General features: G+C 59.4%; 18 protein-coding genes and 2 tRNA genes. 10 read left to right on the plus strand and 10 right to left on the minus strand.

Features of this window, described 5'->3' with window-relative positions; genetic code table 11:
- Window positions 1-100: 100 nt before the first annotated feature.
- From N688_RS21155 to N688_RS21185, 7 genes are all read right to left on the minus strand, one after another.
- Window positions 101-487 carry a hypothetical protein gene (locus N688_RS21155; RefSeq protein WP_052891134.1) on the minus strand — a complete coding sequence of 129 codons (387 nt, stop codon included), beginning with the start codon at window positions 485-487 and terminating at the stop codon, window positions 101-103.
- Between the two features lie 195 nt (window positions 488-682).
- Window positions 683-1672 carry a hypothetical protein gene (locus N688_RS21160; protein ID WP_052891135.1) on the minus strand — a complete coding sequence of 330 codons (990 nt, stop codon included), beginning with the start codon at window positions 1670-1672 and terminating at the stop codon, window positions 683-685.
- A 4-nt stretch (window positions 1673-1676) separates the two neighbouring features.
- Window positions 1677-1970, minus strand: coding sequence for a 4Fe-4S dicluster domain-containing protein (locus tag N688_RS21165; protein WP_052891136.1), 294 nt, complete (start codon window positions 1968-1970; stop codon window positions 1677-1679).
- Complete coding sequence (locus N688_RS21170) at window positions 1971-3794, minus strand: NAD(P)/FAD-dependent oxidoreductase (RefSeq protein WP_052891137.1); 1824 nt, start codon at window positions 3792-3794, stop codon at window positions 1971-1973.
- Window positions 3795-4134: 340 nt separating this feature from the next.
- Window positions 4135-4470: a hypothetical protein gene (locus N688_RS21175; RefSeq protein ID WP_052891138.1), complete on the minus strand. Its 336-nt coding sequence runs from the start codon at window positions 4468-4470 to the stop codon at window positions 4135-4137.
- Between the two features lie 232 nt (window positions 4471-4702).
- Window positions 4703-4966, minus strand: a complete 264-nt coding sequence (locus N688_RS21180) for a hypothetical protein (RefSeq protein ID WP_052891139.1) — start codon at window positions 4964-4966, stop codon at window positions 4703-4705.
- 40 nt (window positions 4967-5006) lie between these two features.
- A complete protein-coding gene (locus tag N688_RS21185; protein WP_052891140.1) occupies window positions 5007-5270 on the minus strand; it encodes a hypothetical protein in 264 nt (87 codons plus the stop codon).
- Window positions 5271-5409: 139 nt separating this feature from the next.
- On the opposite strand from N688_RS21185, the gene N688_RS21190 reads away from it, so the two are divergent.
- The 7 genes from N688_RS21190 to N688_RS21215 all read left to right on the plus strand — a co-directional run bounded on the left by N688_RS21190 (window position 5410) and on the right by N688_RS21215 (window position 8541).
- Window positions 5410-5640 (plus strand): helix-turn-helix domain-containing protein, encoded by a 231-nt coding sequence (locus N688_RS21190; RefSeq protein ID WP_052891141.1) that lies wholly within the window; start codon window positions 5410-5412, stop codon window positions 5638-5640.
- Between the two features lie 157 nt (window positions 5641-5797).
- Window positions 5798-5870, plus strand: a tRNA-Phe gene (locus tag N688_RS21195).
- A 552-nt stretch (window positions 5871-6422) separates the two neighbouring features.
- Window positions 6423-7526 (plus strand): DNA methyltransferase, encoded by a 1104-nt coding sequence (locus N688_RS23685; RefSeq protein ID WP_156025601.1) that lies wholly within the window; start codon window positions 6423-6425, stop codon window positions 7524-7526.
- On the plus strand, window positions 7523-7588 hold the full coding sequence (locus N688_RS24085; protein ID WP_420341025.1) for a hypothetical protein: 66 nt from the start codon (window positions 7523-7525) through the stop codon (window positions 7586-7588). The genes N688_RS23685 and N688_RS24085 overlap by 4 nt, the downstream gene beginning before the upstream one ends.
- A gap of 112 nt (window positions 7589-7700) precedes the next feature.
- A complete protein-coding gene (locus tag N688_RS21205) occupies window positions 7701-7937 on the plus strand; it encodes a carboxymuconolactone decarboxylase family protein (protein ID WP_052891143.1) in 237 nt (78 codons plus the stop codon).
- Window positions 7938-8324 carry a carboxymuconolactone decarboxylase family protein gene (locus tag N688_RS21210; RefSeq protein WP_052891144.1) on the plus strand — a complete coding sequence of 129 codons (387 nt, stop codon included), beginning with the start codon at window positions 7938-7940 and terminating at the stop codon, window positions 8322-8324. It abuts the gene before it with no gap.
- Window positions 8287-8541, plus strand: coding sequence for a hypothetical protein (locus tag N688_RS21215; RefSeq protein ID WP_052891145.1), 255 nt, complete (start codon window positions 8287-8289; stop codon window positions 8539-8541). The genes N688_RS21210 and N688_RS21215 overlap by 38 nt, the downstream gene beginning before the upstream one ends.
- 186 nt (window positions 8542-8727) lie before the next feature.
- Here the strand turns inward: N688_RS21215 and N688_RS21220 are convergent, their stop codons facing one another.
- Both N688_RS21220 and N688_RS21225 read right to left on the minus strand, forming a co-directional pair.
- Complete coding sequence (locus N688_RS21220) at window positions 8728-8985, minus strand: YtxH domain-containing protein (protein ID WP_052891146.1); 258 nt, start codon at window positions 8983-8985, stop codon at window positions 8728-8730.
- A 342-nt stretch (window positions 8986-9327) separates the two neighbouring features.
- Entirely contained in the window at window positions 9328-9723 is a 396-nt protein-coding gene (locus tag N688_RS21225) for a response regulator (RefSeq protein WP_156025605.1), read from the minus strand.
- Window positions 9724-10532: 809 nt separating this feature from the next.
- Between N688_RS21225 and N688_RS21230 the strand changes: the two genes are divergently transcribed.
- The 3 genes from N688_RS21230 to N688_RS21245 all read left to right on the plus strand — a co-directional run bounded on the left by N688_RS21230 (window position 10533) and on the right by N688_RS21245 (window position 13978).
- Window positions 10533-10604 (plus strand) — tRNA-Lys (locus tag N688_RS21230).
- A gap of 352 nt (window positions 10605-10956) precedes the next feature.
- The gene (gene fdrA / locus N688_RS21240; RefSeq protein WP_052891149.1) at window positions 10957-12564 is read left to right on the plus strand and encodes an acyl-CoA synthetase FdrA; all 1608 of its coding nucleotides are present in this window, start codon (window positions 10957-10959) and stop codon (window positions 12562-12564) included.
- The gene (locus tag N688_RS21245; protein WP_052891150.1) at window positions 12551-13978 is read left to right on the plus strand and encodes a YlbE family protein; all 1428 of its coding nucleotides are present in this window, start codon (window positions 12551-12553) and stop codon (window positions 13976-13978) included. The genes fdrA and N688_RS21245 overlap by 14 nt, the downstream gene beginning before the upstream one ends.
- Before the next feature lie 226 nt (window positions 13979-14204).
- On the opposite strand, the gene N688_RS21250 is transcribed toward N688_RS21245, so the two are convergent.
- On the minus strand, window positions 14205-15722 hold the full coding sequence (locus N688_RS21250) for an alkaline phosphatase family protein (protein ID WP_052891151.1): 1518 nt from the start codon (window positions 15720-15722) through the stop codon (window positions 14205-14207).
- Window positions 15723-16277: the final 555 nt, after the last annotated feature.

A 16277-nucleotide genomic window follows, 5' to 3' on the forward strand; every position in this document is an offset into this window, starting at 1 on the left:
CCAGAGGTATTGCTCTGAGCGAGCGTGAAGGCTACCGCTGGCCCAGTGTCCTTTTGCCTTTTTTGCTCCTCTTTTCAACCTTCTCCTCTCGCAGCTCCAGTTACACCCTCGGCTCCTTTGGTGAGATGAAGATGCGGCGATAGCCCTCTTCTACTATTTCGGCAGGGAAGACGCGCAACAGGGAGACCAGAACAAGCACCAGCGTCAGCCAGTCGAAGCCAGCGTCAAGAGGCACCCCCAGGACAGTTCCGACCACAGGGAGCAGTGTACTGCTTACCAGCTCGCCAAAGGCATCGGGGAAGAGGAGCAGCAAGAGCAGGGTGGCGCAACCGCCCGCAAAGAGGATCTTCCTCCCAATTCCAATCTGTTTATGACGCAGCAGGTAGGCAATCAGGCGAACGGTCTTGAAAACGTGAAAGAGTAGCTCAAGGCGCCTCGGCCACAGCCGCCGCGGGCGCGTGCCGGGCACAAGCAGTTCTCTCGACATAGCATTCCCTCCATTACTTAATACGCAGCAAGTGCTACCGGGGTTTTCTTGCCGAGAGGCCAGGAGATAAGAGAAAAGAGGGCCTGGCGCTGGGGAGAGTACCAACCAGGCCCCCAGGTCTCTACCGGCAGCCCACTGAGAGCTTTGCCCATTCTGCTGGCTGGGGCTGTAACGAGGCGAGTAGTCAGGCCATCCCTAATGGAACAGCGTGGGGATCACCAGCGAGGCAGCGTACTCTAAATGCCAGATGACCAGGCCGGCGGTGACCAGGGCGAGCAGGATATGGAAGATGCGCCAGTAGCGAATGACATAGCGATAGAATTGCTCACGCCTCATGGCATGTTCGACCGCCTGTAAGGCGGCCATCTGCTCCTGGGCCCCGGGCAGCAAGGCCCCGGGACGACTCAGGGGACTCTTGCGATCGGGTACCAGGCGGTAGCTCTGTTCATAGCGGCTCAGCTCCTGGGGCGTCTCCTCCAGCGTTAGATAGGCCAGGTCCCAGGGACCATGCAGGGTGCGCCCTCGCCCAGCGCTTCTTACGCGCTCCGGGGCAGCCGAGACAGCGGACGAGGCCGATGATGAGGTGAGGCCGCGCACACGCTGCGTGTTATGCTCGACAATGGCCTGCAGCTGCTGAGAGATGGCTTCGATGCGATCCTCTCCGTCCTGGGTCAGAGCCTTGCTGGCCTCTTTCGCAATCAGGCGCGGCATGATCCGATCAAGGCTGCGCCCGATGATGCCGCTGATGACTAAGGCTATCAGACCGTAGAGGGCGTAGGTGCCGGAGCGCGGGTTAAAATTGCCAAAGGAGTGGTAGAAGATCAGAGCCAGGCCAGTCAGCCCAAAGAACATATGCCAGCCCAAGGCCGAGCGCAGTCCGCCAATCACCTTTTTGCTCTTACGCGAGCGGCGATGCAAGCTGTAGAGGAGACCAGCCAACAGGAGGAAGGCTGTGCCCAGGACAGCGTAGATCAGGCCGACGAGGCTATCAGGGGTCGGATCGCTCCCGTTGCGGCTGTACCAGATACAGAAGACCAGCCCTGCCACAGCGATGAGCAGCCCAAGCCCTATACGCAGCAGATTGCGTGGCTTGAGATAGGCGAAAAAGAGTGGATAGCCTCGCGTGCCAGCCCACTCCCGATCGGCGGCATAATCATAGGGCGAGGAAGAACGCAATGCCGGCATAAGTTCAGTCCTCCTCTCCAGAACGGTACAGACGGATCTTCAGCCACATCATCATGGCATCACGGTGGAGGCCAACCGGACAGGGAGGCACACAAGCGCCACACTGATAGCATGAGCGAGCAAAACGCGCAACCGGAGCCGAGATCGGGCCACCAAAGGTCTCGCGATTGAGGACATCGATCGTCAGGGGTTCATCAAGAGCTGGGCAAGCAAGTAGACACTCGTTGCAGCCAATGCAGGCTTCAAGTTCTTGTTGAACTTGAGAGGCGGTTTTGTGTAAAAGGACAGGATTACGCACTTAACGTCCTCCCTCCCGTTGCTCATTGTAGGCTCGAACTTGCTGCCTCTGGGCCGGACTCTGGCGAGGAAAGGCAGGCAGCGCAGGATCGCTATAAGCCCACAGATTGCGTCGTCCTCCGCGCTCCTGCTCTGGACGCGATGGCAGACTGCCAGAGTTCAGGCGCGTCCCTGGCTGTCCTCTCCCCTGCCCCTGCTCCGGCAGGGCAGGCAAGGTACCAGTGAAGGGACTGATCTCTTCTTCTTCGTGGACGATAGGATAGCGGGGACCAGCATTCCCAGCAGGAGCGGCGACTGGAGCACGCTGAGGGGCAAGCACTGGTCCGGTAGAGAGTGGAGGTAGTTGCTCGGTTGTCGGCAGGCGAGGCTCAAGCTGAGCAGCTTCAGCAGCCGGAGCAAGACTGCGAGTGGCGGGGGCCGGTTCGGGTGTGGTCTGAGCAGCCGTCTGCACAGTTGGGGGCTTTACGCTGGCCAGACGTCCGCTGGTGACCAGATCCTGGGCGGTGTAGGTGCGCCGGCGCGTCAAATATTGGCGAGCGTCGAACTCGCCTTTCAAGAGGCCCTTCAAAATATCGCGTACGGGTAGCTCTTCATCGATAATGCGCTTGATCGCCAGGCTGTCGGGCTGCATAGGGCCGAGCGAGAGATAGCCAATGAGGCGCTCGCCCTGGAGTAGGAGGCGGCGATAGCCACCGCGGCTGGTATCGGTGAGCACATAGGCCCCCGAGGGCGACTGCAGCGGATTGCCCACGTAGAGCATCGACAGATCGCCCAGATGGGTCGCGTGCCAGGGAACGCCAAATGGGCGCACGGCTTCACGATGGCCGGTGATCATTGCTCCGGCCATGCGGCCCTGCTCTACAGCAGCATACCACTGAGCACGCGGTTCGTACTGGCCGGTGAGGGGGTTCTTCAGGGCTGCCACATCGCCAGCTACGTAAATATCGCGCACGCTACTGCGCAGGTGGTCATCGACCAGGATGCCGTTCTCATGCTTGAGGGGCAGATCGCAATGTTTGGCCAGTGTCGTCACCGGCTTTGTGCCAGTGCAGGCTACGACCAGCTGGCAGGGGATAAACTGCTGATGGTTGGTCACCACGCCGATTACGCTGCCCACGCGGCCTACAATGCCTATCACCTCGGTCGACGTATAGACGGTCACTCCAGCCTGCCTGATGCGCTCTAGCACCATTTCTGAGGCGGTCTCGTCCAGCATGCGCGGCAGCAGGACAGCGCTGCGGATCAACCAGTGAACATGGATGCCCCAGTGGAGTAGACCCATCACTGTTTCACAGGCATGGGCGCCACCACCGATCACGACGGCCTCCTCGACCTCGGACAGACGTCGCCGCAGGTCGAGGTAATCCTGCAAACGGTGCAGTGTCAGCACGCCATCGAAGTCGCGCCCCGGCAGCTGAGAGGGCAAAGCAGTCGGCGTGCTGCCGGTAGCCACGAGCAGCGCGCCGTAGCCAAAGGCACTGCCGTTGGCTAGGATCACAGACTTGCTCTGGGCATTGATCTTTTCAACCCGCGCGTGGATCAGGTGGATACGCTCTTGTCGCTCTGTCCCGGGGGGATAGGCCAGAAGCTGCTCACGGGTCAGTTTGCCGACGGCGAACTGCTTGAGCGCGGGCGTATTGATCGTAGGATGGTTCTGATCGCTGATAATGGCAATCCGGGCATCAGGTTCAAAGCTTCGGGCCTGGATGGCCGCGGTCAACCCGGCGATGCCATTGCCGACAATCACAATATCGGCCCGATCAATACTGGGCTGCTCAGCCCCTTTGAAAAGGGGGGCCCGATGACCTGCATGATCCTGTCTCATAGCTCCTCTATCTGTACTCACCCATCACCTGAGTTGATCACCTGAGTATGGCCAGCTTCCTGCCTTCCTGCAGCGCGCTGGCCAGCCTTTGCCCGGCCCCGGCCCCAGCGACGAGGCCCTGCGTCCTCCCTTCCTCCGTTCCCCTATTCACCTACTCACTCCACTCCATCGATGTATCAGCCTACCAGGCTGAAAGCCCACACTGTTGCTTGCCCCGTTGGCCTCTCCGCACCTGCCGCCACTTCAGATCAGGTTCATGACGCTGAGCGGTCAGGTATCGCGTAGATGACCCTGGCTTCGATCGAGACGGGTATGAGCGCCGGTGAGCTAACTACGACAGCTAGTCGACTTGAAAGGCAACTGGCGGCTTGCCCGTGGTTTGCGGATAGTAGTAGACATCGGTATGTGCTTTCTCCCGCAGGTGCCGCTCCATATGCTGCAAGGCCAGACGACAACGCTCAACACAGAGAAAACGCAGGCGTTGCCCACTGGCAGTCTGGAGCACGAAGCTCATATCGGCCTGCTGAATCGCCACAATTTTGCCATCGGCATGCTCCACACCTGGCCCTTGGGTGACGGTTGGGTTGAACAGGGTGAGCGGGCTGATGCAGGCCAGCGACAAGATAGCTACCAGAAGCAGGACAAATATGACAGCTGTGCTACGCGGAGAAATCATAATCGCTAGCCCGGAAATTCATATCCATACATAGGAGTATTTTATATCAAGGTATTCCGCAGGGTACGGTACCGCCGTGAAACTAGCCAGAATGTCTTAGCGTAGCACGACTCGCATCCCGAAGAGCAGCCACCTGGGACGAGAACAGGAGGGACAGGCGTCCCCGGGACGAATAGCCTTTTGGCGAGTTTGTAGGTACGGCGCTGCAAGGAGCTACTCCTTTTTTCTCTTCTCAGGCTGGGTCGAGGGAATCCAGGGGTGCCCTGGGGGAAGGCGGGGAGATAGCAAAGCGCACCCAGCGCCCCCGCTCTGAGCGCACCGCGATGATGTGGTCATAGGCTACCCATTCGACCTGTCCCTCATAGCCTTTGGTGGTGATGGTGACCCGGGCATAGCGGTAGCGGTCATTGGCCAGCTCTACCACCCCTGCCCAATAGGGCTTGCGTGTCCCGTCAACGCTATAGCGGATCTGCTTCCCCGTGAGCGCGCTTGACATGGTGACCTCCCCTTGCTGTGCTGTGTCGCGCTGCGTTGCCTTAGTTGGTGACGGCAATAGCCTGCTGCCAGCCCTGGCTAGCCAGCGTGACCACATAGGGGCGCTGCTTCCCCACGGTCATGGGAAACCATTTCCGCAGGATCTTGGGGTCACGGTGCAGGTGGCTGACCACATAGGGCGTTGGCAGCAGGTGAAATGACCGGCCCTGCAACACACTGACAGTAATGCGGATAGGAGCACCTGGCTCAGGCCGTGAGGCTGGCCCTGGCTGTGGGCGCATCTGAAGCAAGCGGGTTCGTTTCATCAGAGCCTTCCTCTGAACAATTATTCTCAGAATAGTAATTACCATAAAAAATTCCAAATTTCAATTCGGATAGCTTAGTTGGAATTCTTATGCTAAGCTAGGCCCGGCCTATACCCCCAATGGAAGCATCCTGACCCGCATGATCAGACTGAAGGTCAAAGAGATTCTTGAAGCACAGGGAAAAACACAGTCCTGGCTGGCGCGCAAGAGCCAGGTGCCTGACGCGCTTGTACGCCGGATGATACGAGAGCCGACCTCGTATCACCCGACGTTGCCAACGTTGGTGAGCATCGCGAAAGCGCTGCGTGTGCGCATTGAGGACCTCTACGAAGAGCTTCCTGACGAAGACGAGGACCATCGCCCAACCTAGCCAGCCAGCCGCTCGCTCTGCGATCCTACATGACCAACCTGTGCCACAACCCTCTTGACAATGCCGGGAAGTGTGCTATACAATGAGCACAGCATTCCGGGTGCAGAGCACAGCATCTAGTAGAGTGCTTAAACGGTCTCCTAAAGCGGGCCGAGACGCCAAGGTAGCTCAGTTGGTAGAGCACAGCACTGAAAATGCTGGTGTCGACGGTTCGATTCCGTCCCTTGGCACCTCCCTTTAACCACAAGACAGAGGCCAGCATGGTGAACATTCCCTTTCCCATGCTGGCCTCTATCTTTTCTCCTTTCAGTCCAGCGTAGTGGTTGGAACCCGGCCAGGCCCAGACCAGGGCGCTCTTGATTGACAGGCTGACCTGCCTGTGGCAGAATGGGGCTGCTCTCCTCGCCCGCGCCAATCGTAGGGCCGTCGTGCCGTCGTCGCACCATTCCACCGATGGCGCTCTGGCTCTTCTCGCTCCGCAAGGACAACACAGCGAGGAGGGAAGGAGAACTTCCGTCAGACGCGAGAAGACTCAAGATCGTTGAGCGGTATGATGCATCAGAAATCGTCTCAGAGCCTCCTGGACGCGGCTATAGAGCAGAGTCTACCCAAGGATATCCTTTCGTCAGGCGCCAGGCTCCTCGAGCAGGCAACGCTCTTGCTGCAAAAAGGCTGGCGCACATCTGCAGGGCGCCTCGACTTGCAGAGAAGGGAGCGCACCAGCCTCTTTCCGTGGCGCGGCCAGTTCTCTCCACAACTGGTCGAGCTGCTTTTGCAGCGTTATGCAGAGCAGGGGACCGTCGTCCTGGACCCCTTTGTGGGCAGCGGCCCGCCAGGGCCTGAGCTGCTACGCTGCCGACATCAATCCGGCAGCGGTGGCGTTGTCGCAGACAGTCCACTTTGTTCGCCTGACGCCCTCCGAACGCCAGGATCTGATCCAGGAGGCGGAGTCTCTTTTAAAGAAAGCGCTGCAGCCTGCCTTTATAGATCTTTTCTCCCTTAGTGATCTTGAGCCTGGGATTGATGACTATTCCCACCCCAAAGAAGAAATCATGCTTTCTCTGATAAAAGATACAGATAATCATCTTTTAAGAATTATACTAGTTAACACACTAATGAAATATTTTGAAAACAAAAACAAAAAGGGGAATAACTGGTATACATCTTTCCATGAGCTGGTTGCGATTATCAGAAATCTACCCTATAGTGTTGCCCAATATCATATCTTTCACCATGATGCCCGCTCCTTACCGCTGGCCAATACCAGCGTGCAGTTGATCGTGACCTCTCCACCCTACATCAATGTCTTCAACTACCACCAAAACAATAGACCTCTCATGGAGAGATTAGGCTGGAATCTTCTTACCGTTGCTCAGTCCGAGATTGGAGCCAACCGCAAACATCGTCAAAACAGATTTTTAACAGTGATTCAGTACGCTTTAGACATGCTAGCAGCCCTGCGAGAAATGCGTCGCCTGCTTGCCGAGGATGGGCATCTCATCATTGTCATTGGTCGCGAGTCAACCATCCGTGGTGTGCGGCTTGGCAACAGCCGGCTGATCACCGCGCTCGCGCTAGGAGGGGCCGGTCTAGAGCTGGCCTCGGTCGAAGAACGGAAGTTTCTCAATAAGTTCGGGGAGGTGATCTACGAGGATGTGCTTCATCTGACACCGACCTCTGTTCCCCCTGCCTTCAACGATGAACTTGCCCGCTCTTTAGCTCTTTGCCTCCTGAGAGATTCCTTCCAGCAAAACCATGCAGATGCACCCACAAACCAAGAGATCCTGGAAGCCATCAGCAAAGCCCGCAGCGTTGATCCATCGCCTCTCTTCTGCAAAGCCATCCCTACCGTGAAGAGGTCTTTCAGCTATTTATCAACTATATAGATCAATTTCTCTCTCAAGAGACACTGGATGAGGCCACGGTCCTTGATCAGGGTTACTTCTAAGGGCAAGCCAGCCAGGTCCACCCATGCTGTCGATCGCGCGGGGTGCTTGCAGCCAGGACCTGGCTTTCGCTAGAATGTTCACAAAGCCAAAGAGCAGGATGAAGCGAGTCCGATGTCACGCATCCCACCGGTTGAAGACAGCCAGTTCTGGCCCGAGGACAAGGAGAGCGACGCCAGCCAGGCCTTTGCTACCATGCGCGACCTCTTCCGCGTCATGGCCCACCGGCCCGAGATAGCGCGCCAGACCATGCAGCTGCTGCAAACAGTCATGCGCGGCGGCAGCGTCGAGCCGCGCTTGAAAGAGCTGCTGGCGATCCGCGTCTCTCAGGTCAACTACTGCCATTATTGAATGGCCGCCCATACTGCCCTGGCAGGGCAGCTAGGCGTCAGCGAGGAGCTACTCGATGCCCTCTATCACATCGATACTCACCGCCATCTCTTTACGGCGCGTGAGCTGGTTGCATTGCGCTTCGCCGAGATCATGACGACCGCGGCCCGCGACATCGATGAAGCGCTGTGGGACGAGCTCCAGGCCCACTTTGACGACGGGGAGATCGTTGAGCTGGCGATGGTGATCGGCCTCTTTAATGGCTTCAACCGCTTCGCGGATGCTCTTCAGATTGAGCCACCAGCCCGCTCTCAGGGCCAGGGAAAGGCTCAAGAGGGCAGCGGCGAGAGGAGGAAGGATACGGAAGCCTATGGCCACGAGCGAGGAGCAACTGAAGGCCCTGATTAAGGACCTGTACGACTTGTCACGTTACTTACACGGTCGCGGCGAGCGGTCTTTGAAACTCGCTCGCCAGTTCGAGGAGCACGCCCAGAGCGATCCCAGCAATCGCGAGTTTGATCTGACTCAGGCGCGGATGCTCGACTACCAGCATCACATCTGGCACGAGATCGGGAATCTGGTGGACCGCCTGCTGCGCCAGTATGATCGGCCAGGCTCTGCTTGAAGCACGCCCGAGTGAGAGAAGAAAGGAAGAAGGCAGGCCCGCACTACCTCTGTGGTCAGTTCAGCTTGCACGCGGTACCTGCCTTCCCATGACTCATCTAGGCCTGCACGTGCCCAGGTCCGCCGGCGGGCCGCCCACACTCTCACCAAGAGAGGAGAGGCAAGCGACCCGCATGCTACAGCAGCACTAGAGCTGGCCGCTCTTGGCCTTGCTATAGCGCTCGCTGAGCTCATCCTTCGTGCGCTCGTAGATCTCTCGTCCCTGGGACAGGGCCTCGTTCGCACGCTGGCGCAGCTCCTGACCCAGTCCCAATGAGCGATCACGCAGCAGCAGACCCTGCTCCGAGAGCTGCGCCCGCGTCGCTTCGCCCGACTGCGGCGCAAAGAGCAAACCAGCAGCAAAACCCAGCCCAAAACCGAGTAATAAGCCGGCAACAAACTTCATAGGTCTCGTCCATCCTCTCTTTCTGTAGAAAGCACTCTCACTTATTGCTCGCTACTCAGGTTACTTGTCTCAGTACACTACTAGCGGTCAAAGAAACGGCGCTGGAGAGGGAGAAGTGGCTTTAAAAAGACAATAGGCTGAAACCAGGCAGGAGACGACCCGCATCTTCCTCTCCTGACGCCAGCTTACCGCTGTAGCAGAGCGTTTCAACTCCTGAATATAGTACGCGCGGATGTGCCTGCCAGACTCTGGTGTGGACAACCAGTACCACGACAGGAGGAGGAGAAGAGGCATCGAGCGTCAGTCAGCAGATGCTCCTCCTGCAAAGGAGAGTGAGCACGCTCAATGCGCCGGCTCATTGAGGACCTGCTGGACGAGGGCCAGCAGATTGGTTAGCTCAAACGGCTTCTGCACCACATGCACCCCCTGGTAGTGGCTCGGTTGCTCTGCCACCAGCTTGCTCACCTGCTCCGCCTCTAACACGGCGGCAGTGTAGACGATGACCGGGACCTCCCGTGTGAGAGGATCAGCACGCAGCTGCTTGAGAACCTCCTGTCCAGAGATATCACCCAGTCGCAGGTCAAGAATGAGCAGATCGGGCAGATCACGCTTGACGCGCGCCAGCGTCTCACGCCCGTGCTGCAAAATAGAGACCTGGTACTCTTCGTCTTCCAGGACTCGCCGCATCAGATGCAGCAGCTCGTTTTTGTCATCAACAACGAGTATATGCTTGGTCACGTTCTTTCGGCGCAGCACCCCGCTCTATCGCCTGGCTCCGTGTTGCTCTTCGCCTGAAGACGGGCCGCGATCGCGAACAGGGATAGACGCCGCCTCCTGTTAATCGCCGCCTAGCTGTCCTTCCGGTACGCTTTCCTACTGTTCAACTGAGGAAAATGCAGGCCGCTGCTCACGGCTGCGTTTCCGCTTGCCACTGGCCTTCCGCTGGCTGCTTTTGCACCTTACCTGGCCCGAGAGGAGAATGGCACCAGCGCTGACCCGCTGGTCTACGCTGTAGGCCGCCTGCTTGTCATCAGATATCAGGTAATTGTGTGACTCGGATAGCTTCCCCGACCCACTGTTGAGCTGGCGCGGGGCAGCCAGAGACCTGTCCCAGCGGATGACAGCCCCTGGACCGACATGAGGATATACGCAAACAGGGTCCTTGTCAAGAGAGCGCCTTTGATCTCTGCGAGTGCCATCGGAGCCTTGCCTTCCCTCTTGGCACTTATCGGTAAGTGTACCATGCCCTCCCTTGACAAGACAAGGTCGCCCGCACATCAAGGCCCGTTGCAGCGGATGAGCGCGGCCTGGGCTGCCTATTGTCCTTCCTCCTTCCCTGTCCACCTCCCCTTCATTATACACGCTGCTCTTAAGCCATCGGCGTCACCCCTTCAACGAGCTGAGCCAGGTATCCGGGCCGCGCTCCCAGTCCCAACAGGGGACCTTTAGTGACGCTCCTCTTCTTGACAGACATGATATCATTAGCCATGAGTCAGGGAGGAATAACTCTTCCTTCTCCTTTCGGTGGAGACCTCCCTGCATACGCCGACCGCGTAGCTCAGCGGTAGAGCAGGCGCCTTTTAAGCGTAAGGTCGTGGGTTCGAGTCCCACCGCGGTCATTGTTTTCTTCTGGCGTCTCCCCTGCGGTATCCTGATGTGATGCAGTACCCATCCGGACCGGATGCGGCAGCACCGCGGTGCTGGTTTTTCTCTGGCCCGCATCCGGTCCGGCTTCGCTTTTCTGCGCCTCTTGTCGCCGCCGACTCCTGCTTGCGGCCAGGCTGCGGCGGCAGAGCGCAAGGTGGTCAGCATGAGCATCCATCACCGCCAGCCCAGTCAAGGCGTCACCCTACTGACCTTCAGTCAGCCAAGTCATGCGAGAGCTGTCTCGCTAGCGCAGAGCGCTCCAGCCTGGCAGCCTGCGCTCAGCCGGACAGCCTACCCAGCCAGCAAGAGAAAAGGATCGGACCTATGGTGATTCAAGCGCAGGTCAGGCGACGTACCTACGTTGATTCGATCGCCCTGATGCAGATCGCTACGGCCCTCAAAGGGCTGCCTGGCGTCGAGAACGCCGCCGCTGTGATGGCTACCGAAGCGAATCTCCAGTTGCTCGCAGAGGCCGGTCTTCATCCCGGCGAGGTGACAGCAGGTGCTGAAGACCTGCTGTTGGTGGTCCAGGCCGCGCTACCGGAGGTCGCCAGGCAGGCGCTACAGGCTGCTGAGGAGTTGCTGACCGCCCGCCAGCCCACGAGCCTAGCTTTCCAGGACAGCGGGTCCCCAGCCACTCCCTTCACGCAGCCCCCACACTCTCTGGAGGAGGCCGCCAGACGTCAACCCGAGGCTCGCCTGGCCATGATCTCGGTTCCTGGTCCCTATGCAGCTTTGGAGGCCGAGCAGGCCCTGCGCGCCGGTCTGCATGTCTTTCTATTCAGCGATAATGTGCCCCTGCAGGAAGAGATTGCCCTGAAGCAGCTAGCCCAGGAACGAGGTCTGCTGCTGATGGGACCAGACTGCGGCACAGCCCTGCTCAATGGTGTCGGGCTGGGCTTTGTTAATGTTGTGCCTCGCGGTCCTATCGGCATCATCGGCGCTTCGGGTACTGGCATTCAGCAGGTGATGTCGCTGATCGCTCAGCAGGGCAGTGGCGTCTCTCAGGTCATCGGCAGCGGCGGGCGCGATCTGAGCCGCGAGGTTGGAGCCATGACAACCCTGGCGGGCATTCGCCTCCTCTTGAAGGACGAGGAAACGCGGGTGATCGTCCTGGTCTCCAAGCCTCCCGCCCCAGAGGTAGCCGCTCGCGTGATCGAGGAGGCGGCTAGCGGCTCAAAGGCTGTGGTGACCTGCTTTCTGGGCGCCGATCACGAGGCTCTGGAGCAGCGCTATGGCAGCCGGGTGGCGGTGGCCCACACCCTGACTGAAGCCGCTATCCTGGCCGTTCAGCTCGCTGCCTCACCTTCCTCCTACCATACCGCTACGACGCCCGCCAGTACCATTGCCGCGCGCCTTGAACGGCTAAGGCAAACCTGCGCTGTCTCCTCAGCCAATGGGCACCTGGTCGGCCTTTTCGCCGGCGGTACCCTCTGCGACGAGGCGATGCAGCTCTGGAGCACCCTGCTGGGACCTATTTATTCCAATATCCCTTTAGAGCCGGCCTGGCGCCTGCATGAAAGCAGCCTGACAGCTCTCCCCGGCCACTGCGCCATCGACTTCGGGGCCGACGAATACACGCGCGGGCGCCCCCATCCTATGATCGATCCCTCGCTGCGTCTGCAGGCCCTTGAGACCGTGGCCGACAATCCGGGCGTCTCTGTGGTGCTGCTCGACCTGGTGCTCGGCTACTGTGCCCATCCCGATCCGGCTGCCATCTATGCCCCCGTCATCGCCGAGCTGCGTCGGCGCGGCCCTCGTCCAGCGCTGGTGGTTTCGCTCTGCGGCACCGAGGGTGATCCGCAGCGTCTCTCGGCTCAGGCTGCACGCCTGCAGGAAGCCGGGGCCACTGTCCTTACAAGCAACGCCGAAGCAGCCCTGCATTGTGTCCAGTTACTCTACGAGCAGGAGGAAAGCGGTGGTCTCGCCTAGCACGCCAGAGCAACTCAGCCCTTCACCGTTCACTGTCATCAATGTCGGTGCCGAGCTTTTCGCCGAGGCCCTGCGCGCCCAGGGCGTCACGGTGACCAGCGTAGCCTGGCGACCGCCCGCCGGTGATCCCGCAGCTTTAGCTCGCCTGCTGGCTGATCCGGCCATCGATCGCGCCAACGAGATCGCCGTGGGGCGCATGCTGGCCGCTGAGCCTGTCCTGGTCGACGTCCAGCCCGCCGGGGCCGTCATCCCTCTCTTCCGCGAGGCCCAAGGAGGCTATGCCCTGCTCCACGCCGGTCCGCCGATTAGCTGGGAACGTATGTGCGGACCGATGCGAGGCGCCATTATTGGTGCCTGCCTCTACGAAGGTTGGGCAGGCAGCGAGGAGGAAGCCACCCACCTGGCGGAGACAGGCAGCATTACCTTTGCTCCGTGTCACCACTATGATGCTGTTGGGCCAATGGCTGGCATTGTCTCGCCCTCTATGCCTCTGCTCATCGTAGAGGAGAGAGTGCATGGCAACCGTACTTTTGCTCCCTTGAATGAGGGACTGGGCAAGGTGCTCCGTTATGGTGCCTATGCTCCGGAGGTCATCGAGCGCCTGCGCTGGATGCAAGAGGTCCTCGGGCCGGCTCTGAGCCGGGCCTTGCGCCATATCGGCGGCCTTGACCTGCGCTCGCTGCTGGCTCAGGCTCTGCAGATGGGCGACGAGGGCCATAACCGCAACAAGGCAGCAACCTCGCTGTTCCTGCGCCAGCTAGCCCCAGCCTTAGTCGAAACGGGAACTTCTAGCACGGAAACCGCCAGCGTGCTGCGCTTTATCGCCTCCAACGACCACTTTCATCTGAATCCCTCAATGGCGGCGGCCAAGGCCATGACGCTGGCGGGGGCGAATGTGCCCAATAGCAGCGTGGTGGTCACGATGGCGCGCAATGGGGTCGATTTCGGTATCCGTGTGAGCGGACTGGGCGAGCGCTGGTTTGTGGGGCCGGCCCAGGCGATTCAGGGCCTCTATTTTGCTGGCTTCGGTCCCGAGGACGCCAACCCTGATATTGGGGATAGCGCTATTACGGAGACCGCCGGGCTGGGGGCCTTCGCAATGGCTGGGGCCCCGGCCATCGTCCAGTTTATCGGAGGCACGCCCGCCGACGCCCTGCGCTATACTCGTGAGATGTACTCGCTGACTGTGACCACCAACCCACAGTTCAGTCTGCCCACCCTCAATTTCCAGGGGACCCCGACCGGCATCGATATCCGCCAGGTCTGTCGTCTGAACCTGCCACCGGTCATCAATACGGGCATTGCCCACCGTCTGCCCGGCATCGGTCAGGTCGGGGCCGGTATTGTCCATCCACCAATGGAATGCTTCACCGCCGCCCTGCAGGCCCTGGCCGATAGCCGCCAGTCCGCTTGAGACGGACGAGAAAGCAGGTCAGCCTGCCCGTTTTCCACTCCCTCCCTCCCTCCCTCACTCACTCACCAGGACCTGACAAGGCAAGAGGAGCCTGCCGCCGTCGGTCGGTCAACGGCGCAGGCTCCTCGCCACCAGCATCCCAGCAAATGACGCGGGAAGGGAAGCGCGGACGGCCAGCCGCTCAGTCAGAAGGAGAGCGCGGCCAATGGTCACGCTCTCCTTCTCTTTAGCGCGGCGTGCCGCTCTGGGGATCGAGGAAGAGACGCGGTGCACGCGGGCCGGAGAAGTCGAACATCTGGGTCAGGGGACCGGCCAGCTCGTCAAAGGACTGATCGCCGATGCGACCTAGCTGCCAGTTATCTTCGATAAAGCGCAGGATCGAGGTCTGATCGGTCACCGTATGGTCGACGAAGTTGACGCGCGCAAAGGGCGAGATCACCAGCAAGGGGAGGCGAGGCCCATAGCCGCAGCGCCCAGAGTAGGCCCCTGGCTGTGGCGCTCCACACTGGCCCGCGCCAGTGAGCGCATCGTAGGTCGCATCCGCCGAATGCATCACAATCGGCCCCATCACGTGATCGTACCAGCCATCCGAATCGTCGTAGGCGATAACGATGGCCATGCTCTCCCAGTACGGCGAGCGCTCCAGGCGATTGATCGTATCGACCAGGAATTGCTGTTCGTCGAGGGGGTCAGAGTAGCCGGCGTGTCCATCCTGATAGGCAGCGGGTTTGAGAAAGCTAACTGCCGGTAGATGGCCAGCCTGCAGAGCGGCCCAGAAATCGCTGAGATCGTACTGATGGTTAGCCTGGTCGGTACGCCCAATCATCTGCACCGAAGACGGCGGCAGATGATGCGGATTGGCCGTCGACTGATAATACTGGAATGGCTCATGATGGGGGATATAGTCGGTGACAGTGGCCCCGCCAATGTTCTTGTGCGTCGCCCCACAGACTGCTTTCCCATTATTGACCGCTGTTGGACGGAAACCACCCTGGAACCAGCCCCAGGTGATGCCTTTGGCATTCAGGAGATCCCCTACGTTCTTGCCACTCAGCGAAGCGGTCGTCCCCACCGAGCAATCATCGAAAGCCGGACGAGCATCGCCAATTAAGGTGCCGTTGCTGATCAGGCCAGACACGTTGGCCGGCGTGGCACCATGCGTCTGACCAGAGACCAGATTGATGGCGCCCGGTGTCGAGGGACCAAAGGTCGTGCCAAAGGAGTTATCGCTCATGGCAAAGTGCTGGGCATAGTTCCAGAGAGCGGTGACAGTGTTGCCATCGTAGTAGTCCAGCACAATCGATTTATCAGTGCAGCTTGAGCCAGCCACCGACTGCACAAAGCGATCCATCAGGCCATGATCAAAAGCCTCTTGCTCATCATCATAGTCATGATCCTGATCGCACGTCAGAGCCTGGGAGCGATCAAGCCGCTTCGGATTGGCGCTATTCGGGTTGTGACTCAACAAACTTGGCGTCAACCCGTTCACAGTGGGCGTGCCCGGTCGAGCGTGGAAAGCAGGTTCTCCAGGAGGATTGAGCGCAACAGGATAGGTAGCGAAATAGTGGTCAAACGAGACGTTCTCGTCAAAGATAACCACGAGATGCTGAATGGGAGTGGTCGTCGAGCGTCGTACAGCCGCCGTTCCCATTTGAGACCGGGAAGGCGCAGCAGCCGCGGCCACCGTCCCCAACAGAATGACCATTAGCAACATGGCCAGGCCAACTTTGAAGAGGCGCTTCATTGTTTGCTCCAACCTTTCCGCAAGCTCACGAGACCAGAAACTGGTCCTGCCTGGAATCGCTAAGCTCCTGATCATCCCGTATCGCTTCCGACAGCCGCCAGGCTTCCTCTGCCTGACAATAGCTGTCTTCTCTGCAGCTCCGTGAGGGATTGTATCATGCCTTGATTAAACAGAGGCAAAGGTCAGGTTAAAGAATAGCGACTATCTTGAGTATAGCGGAACAAGAAAAATTCGCTTTCTCACACAAACAGACGCACTAAAGCAGCATATCGGTATCTTGTGAAGAGAGAAGGGCAAGGCAAGAGGCAAGGCCAGATAGCCTGATTGAAAAGGTCAGCCTGGGGTGAGCTGCAGGGAACAGGAGAGGAGAGCAAGGAGCGCTGGCGGCCCTGCTCCGGTGGACAGTGGACCGGAGCAGGGCCGCCAGCCAACCAGCGTCAGAGGGGAGAGCCGCCAGGAGGAGCCTATTCGCCTCCCCATTGTGCTCGTCCCTTTTCTCAGACGAGGTGCAGTTAAGGAGGGGTACCAACGAAAGGATCGCAGGCTCGTCTGCTC

This window comes from Thermogemmatispora carboxidivorans (assembly GCF_000702505.1).
In the GTDB taxonomy this organism is placed as follows: Bacteria; Chloroflexota; Ktedonobacteria; order Ktedonobacterales; family Ktedonobacteraceae; genus Thermogemmatispora; species Thermogemmatispora carboxidivorans.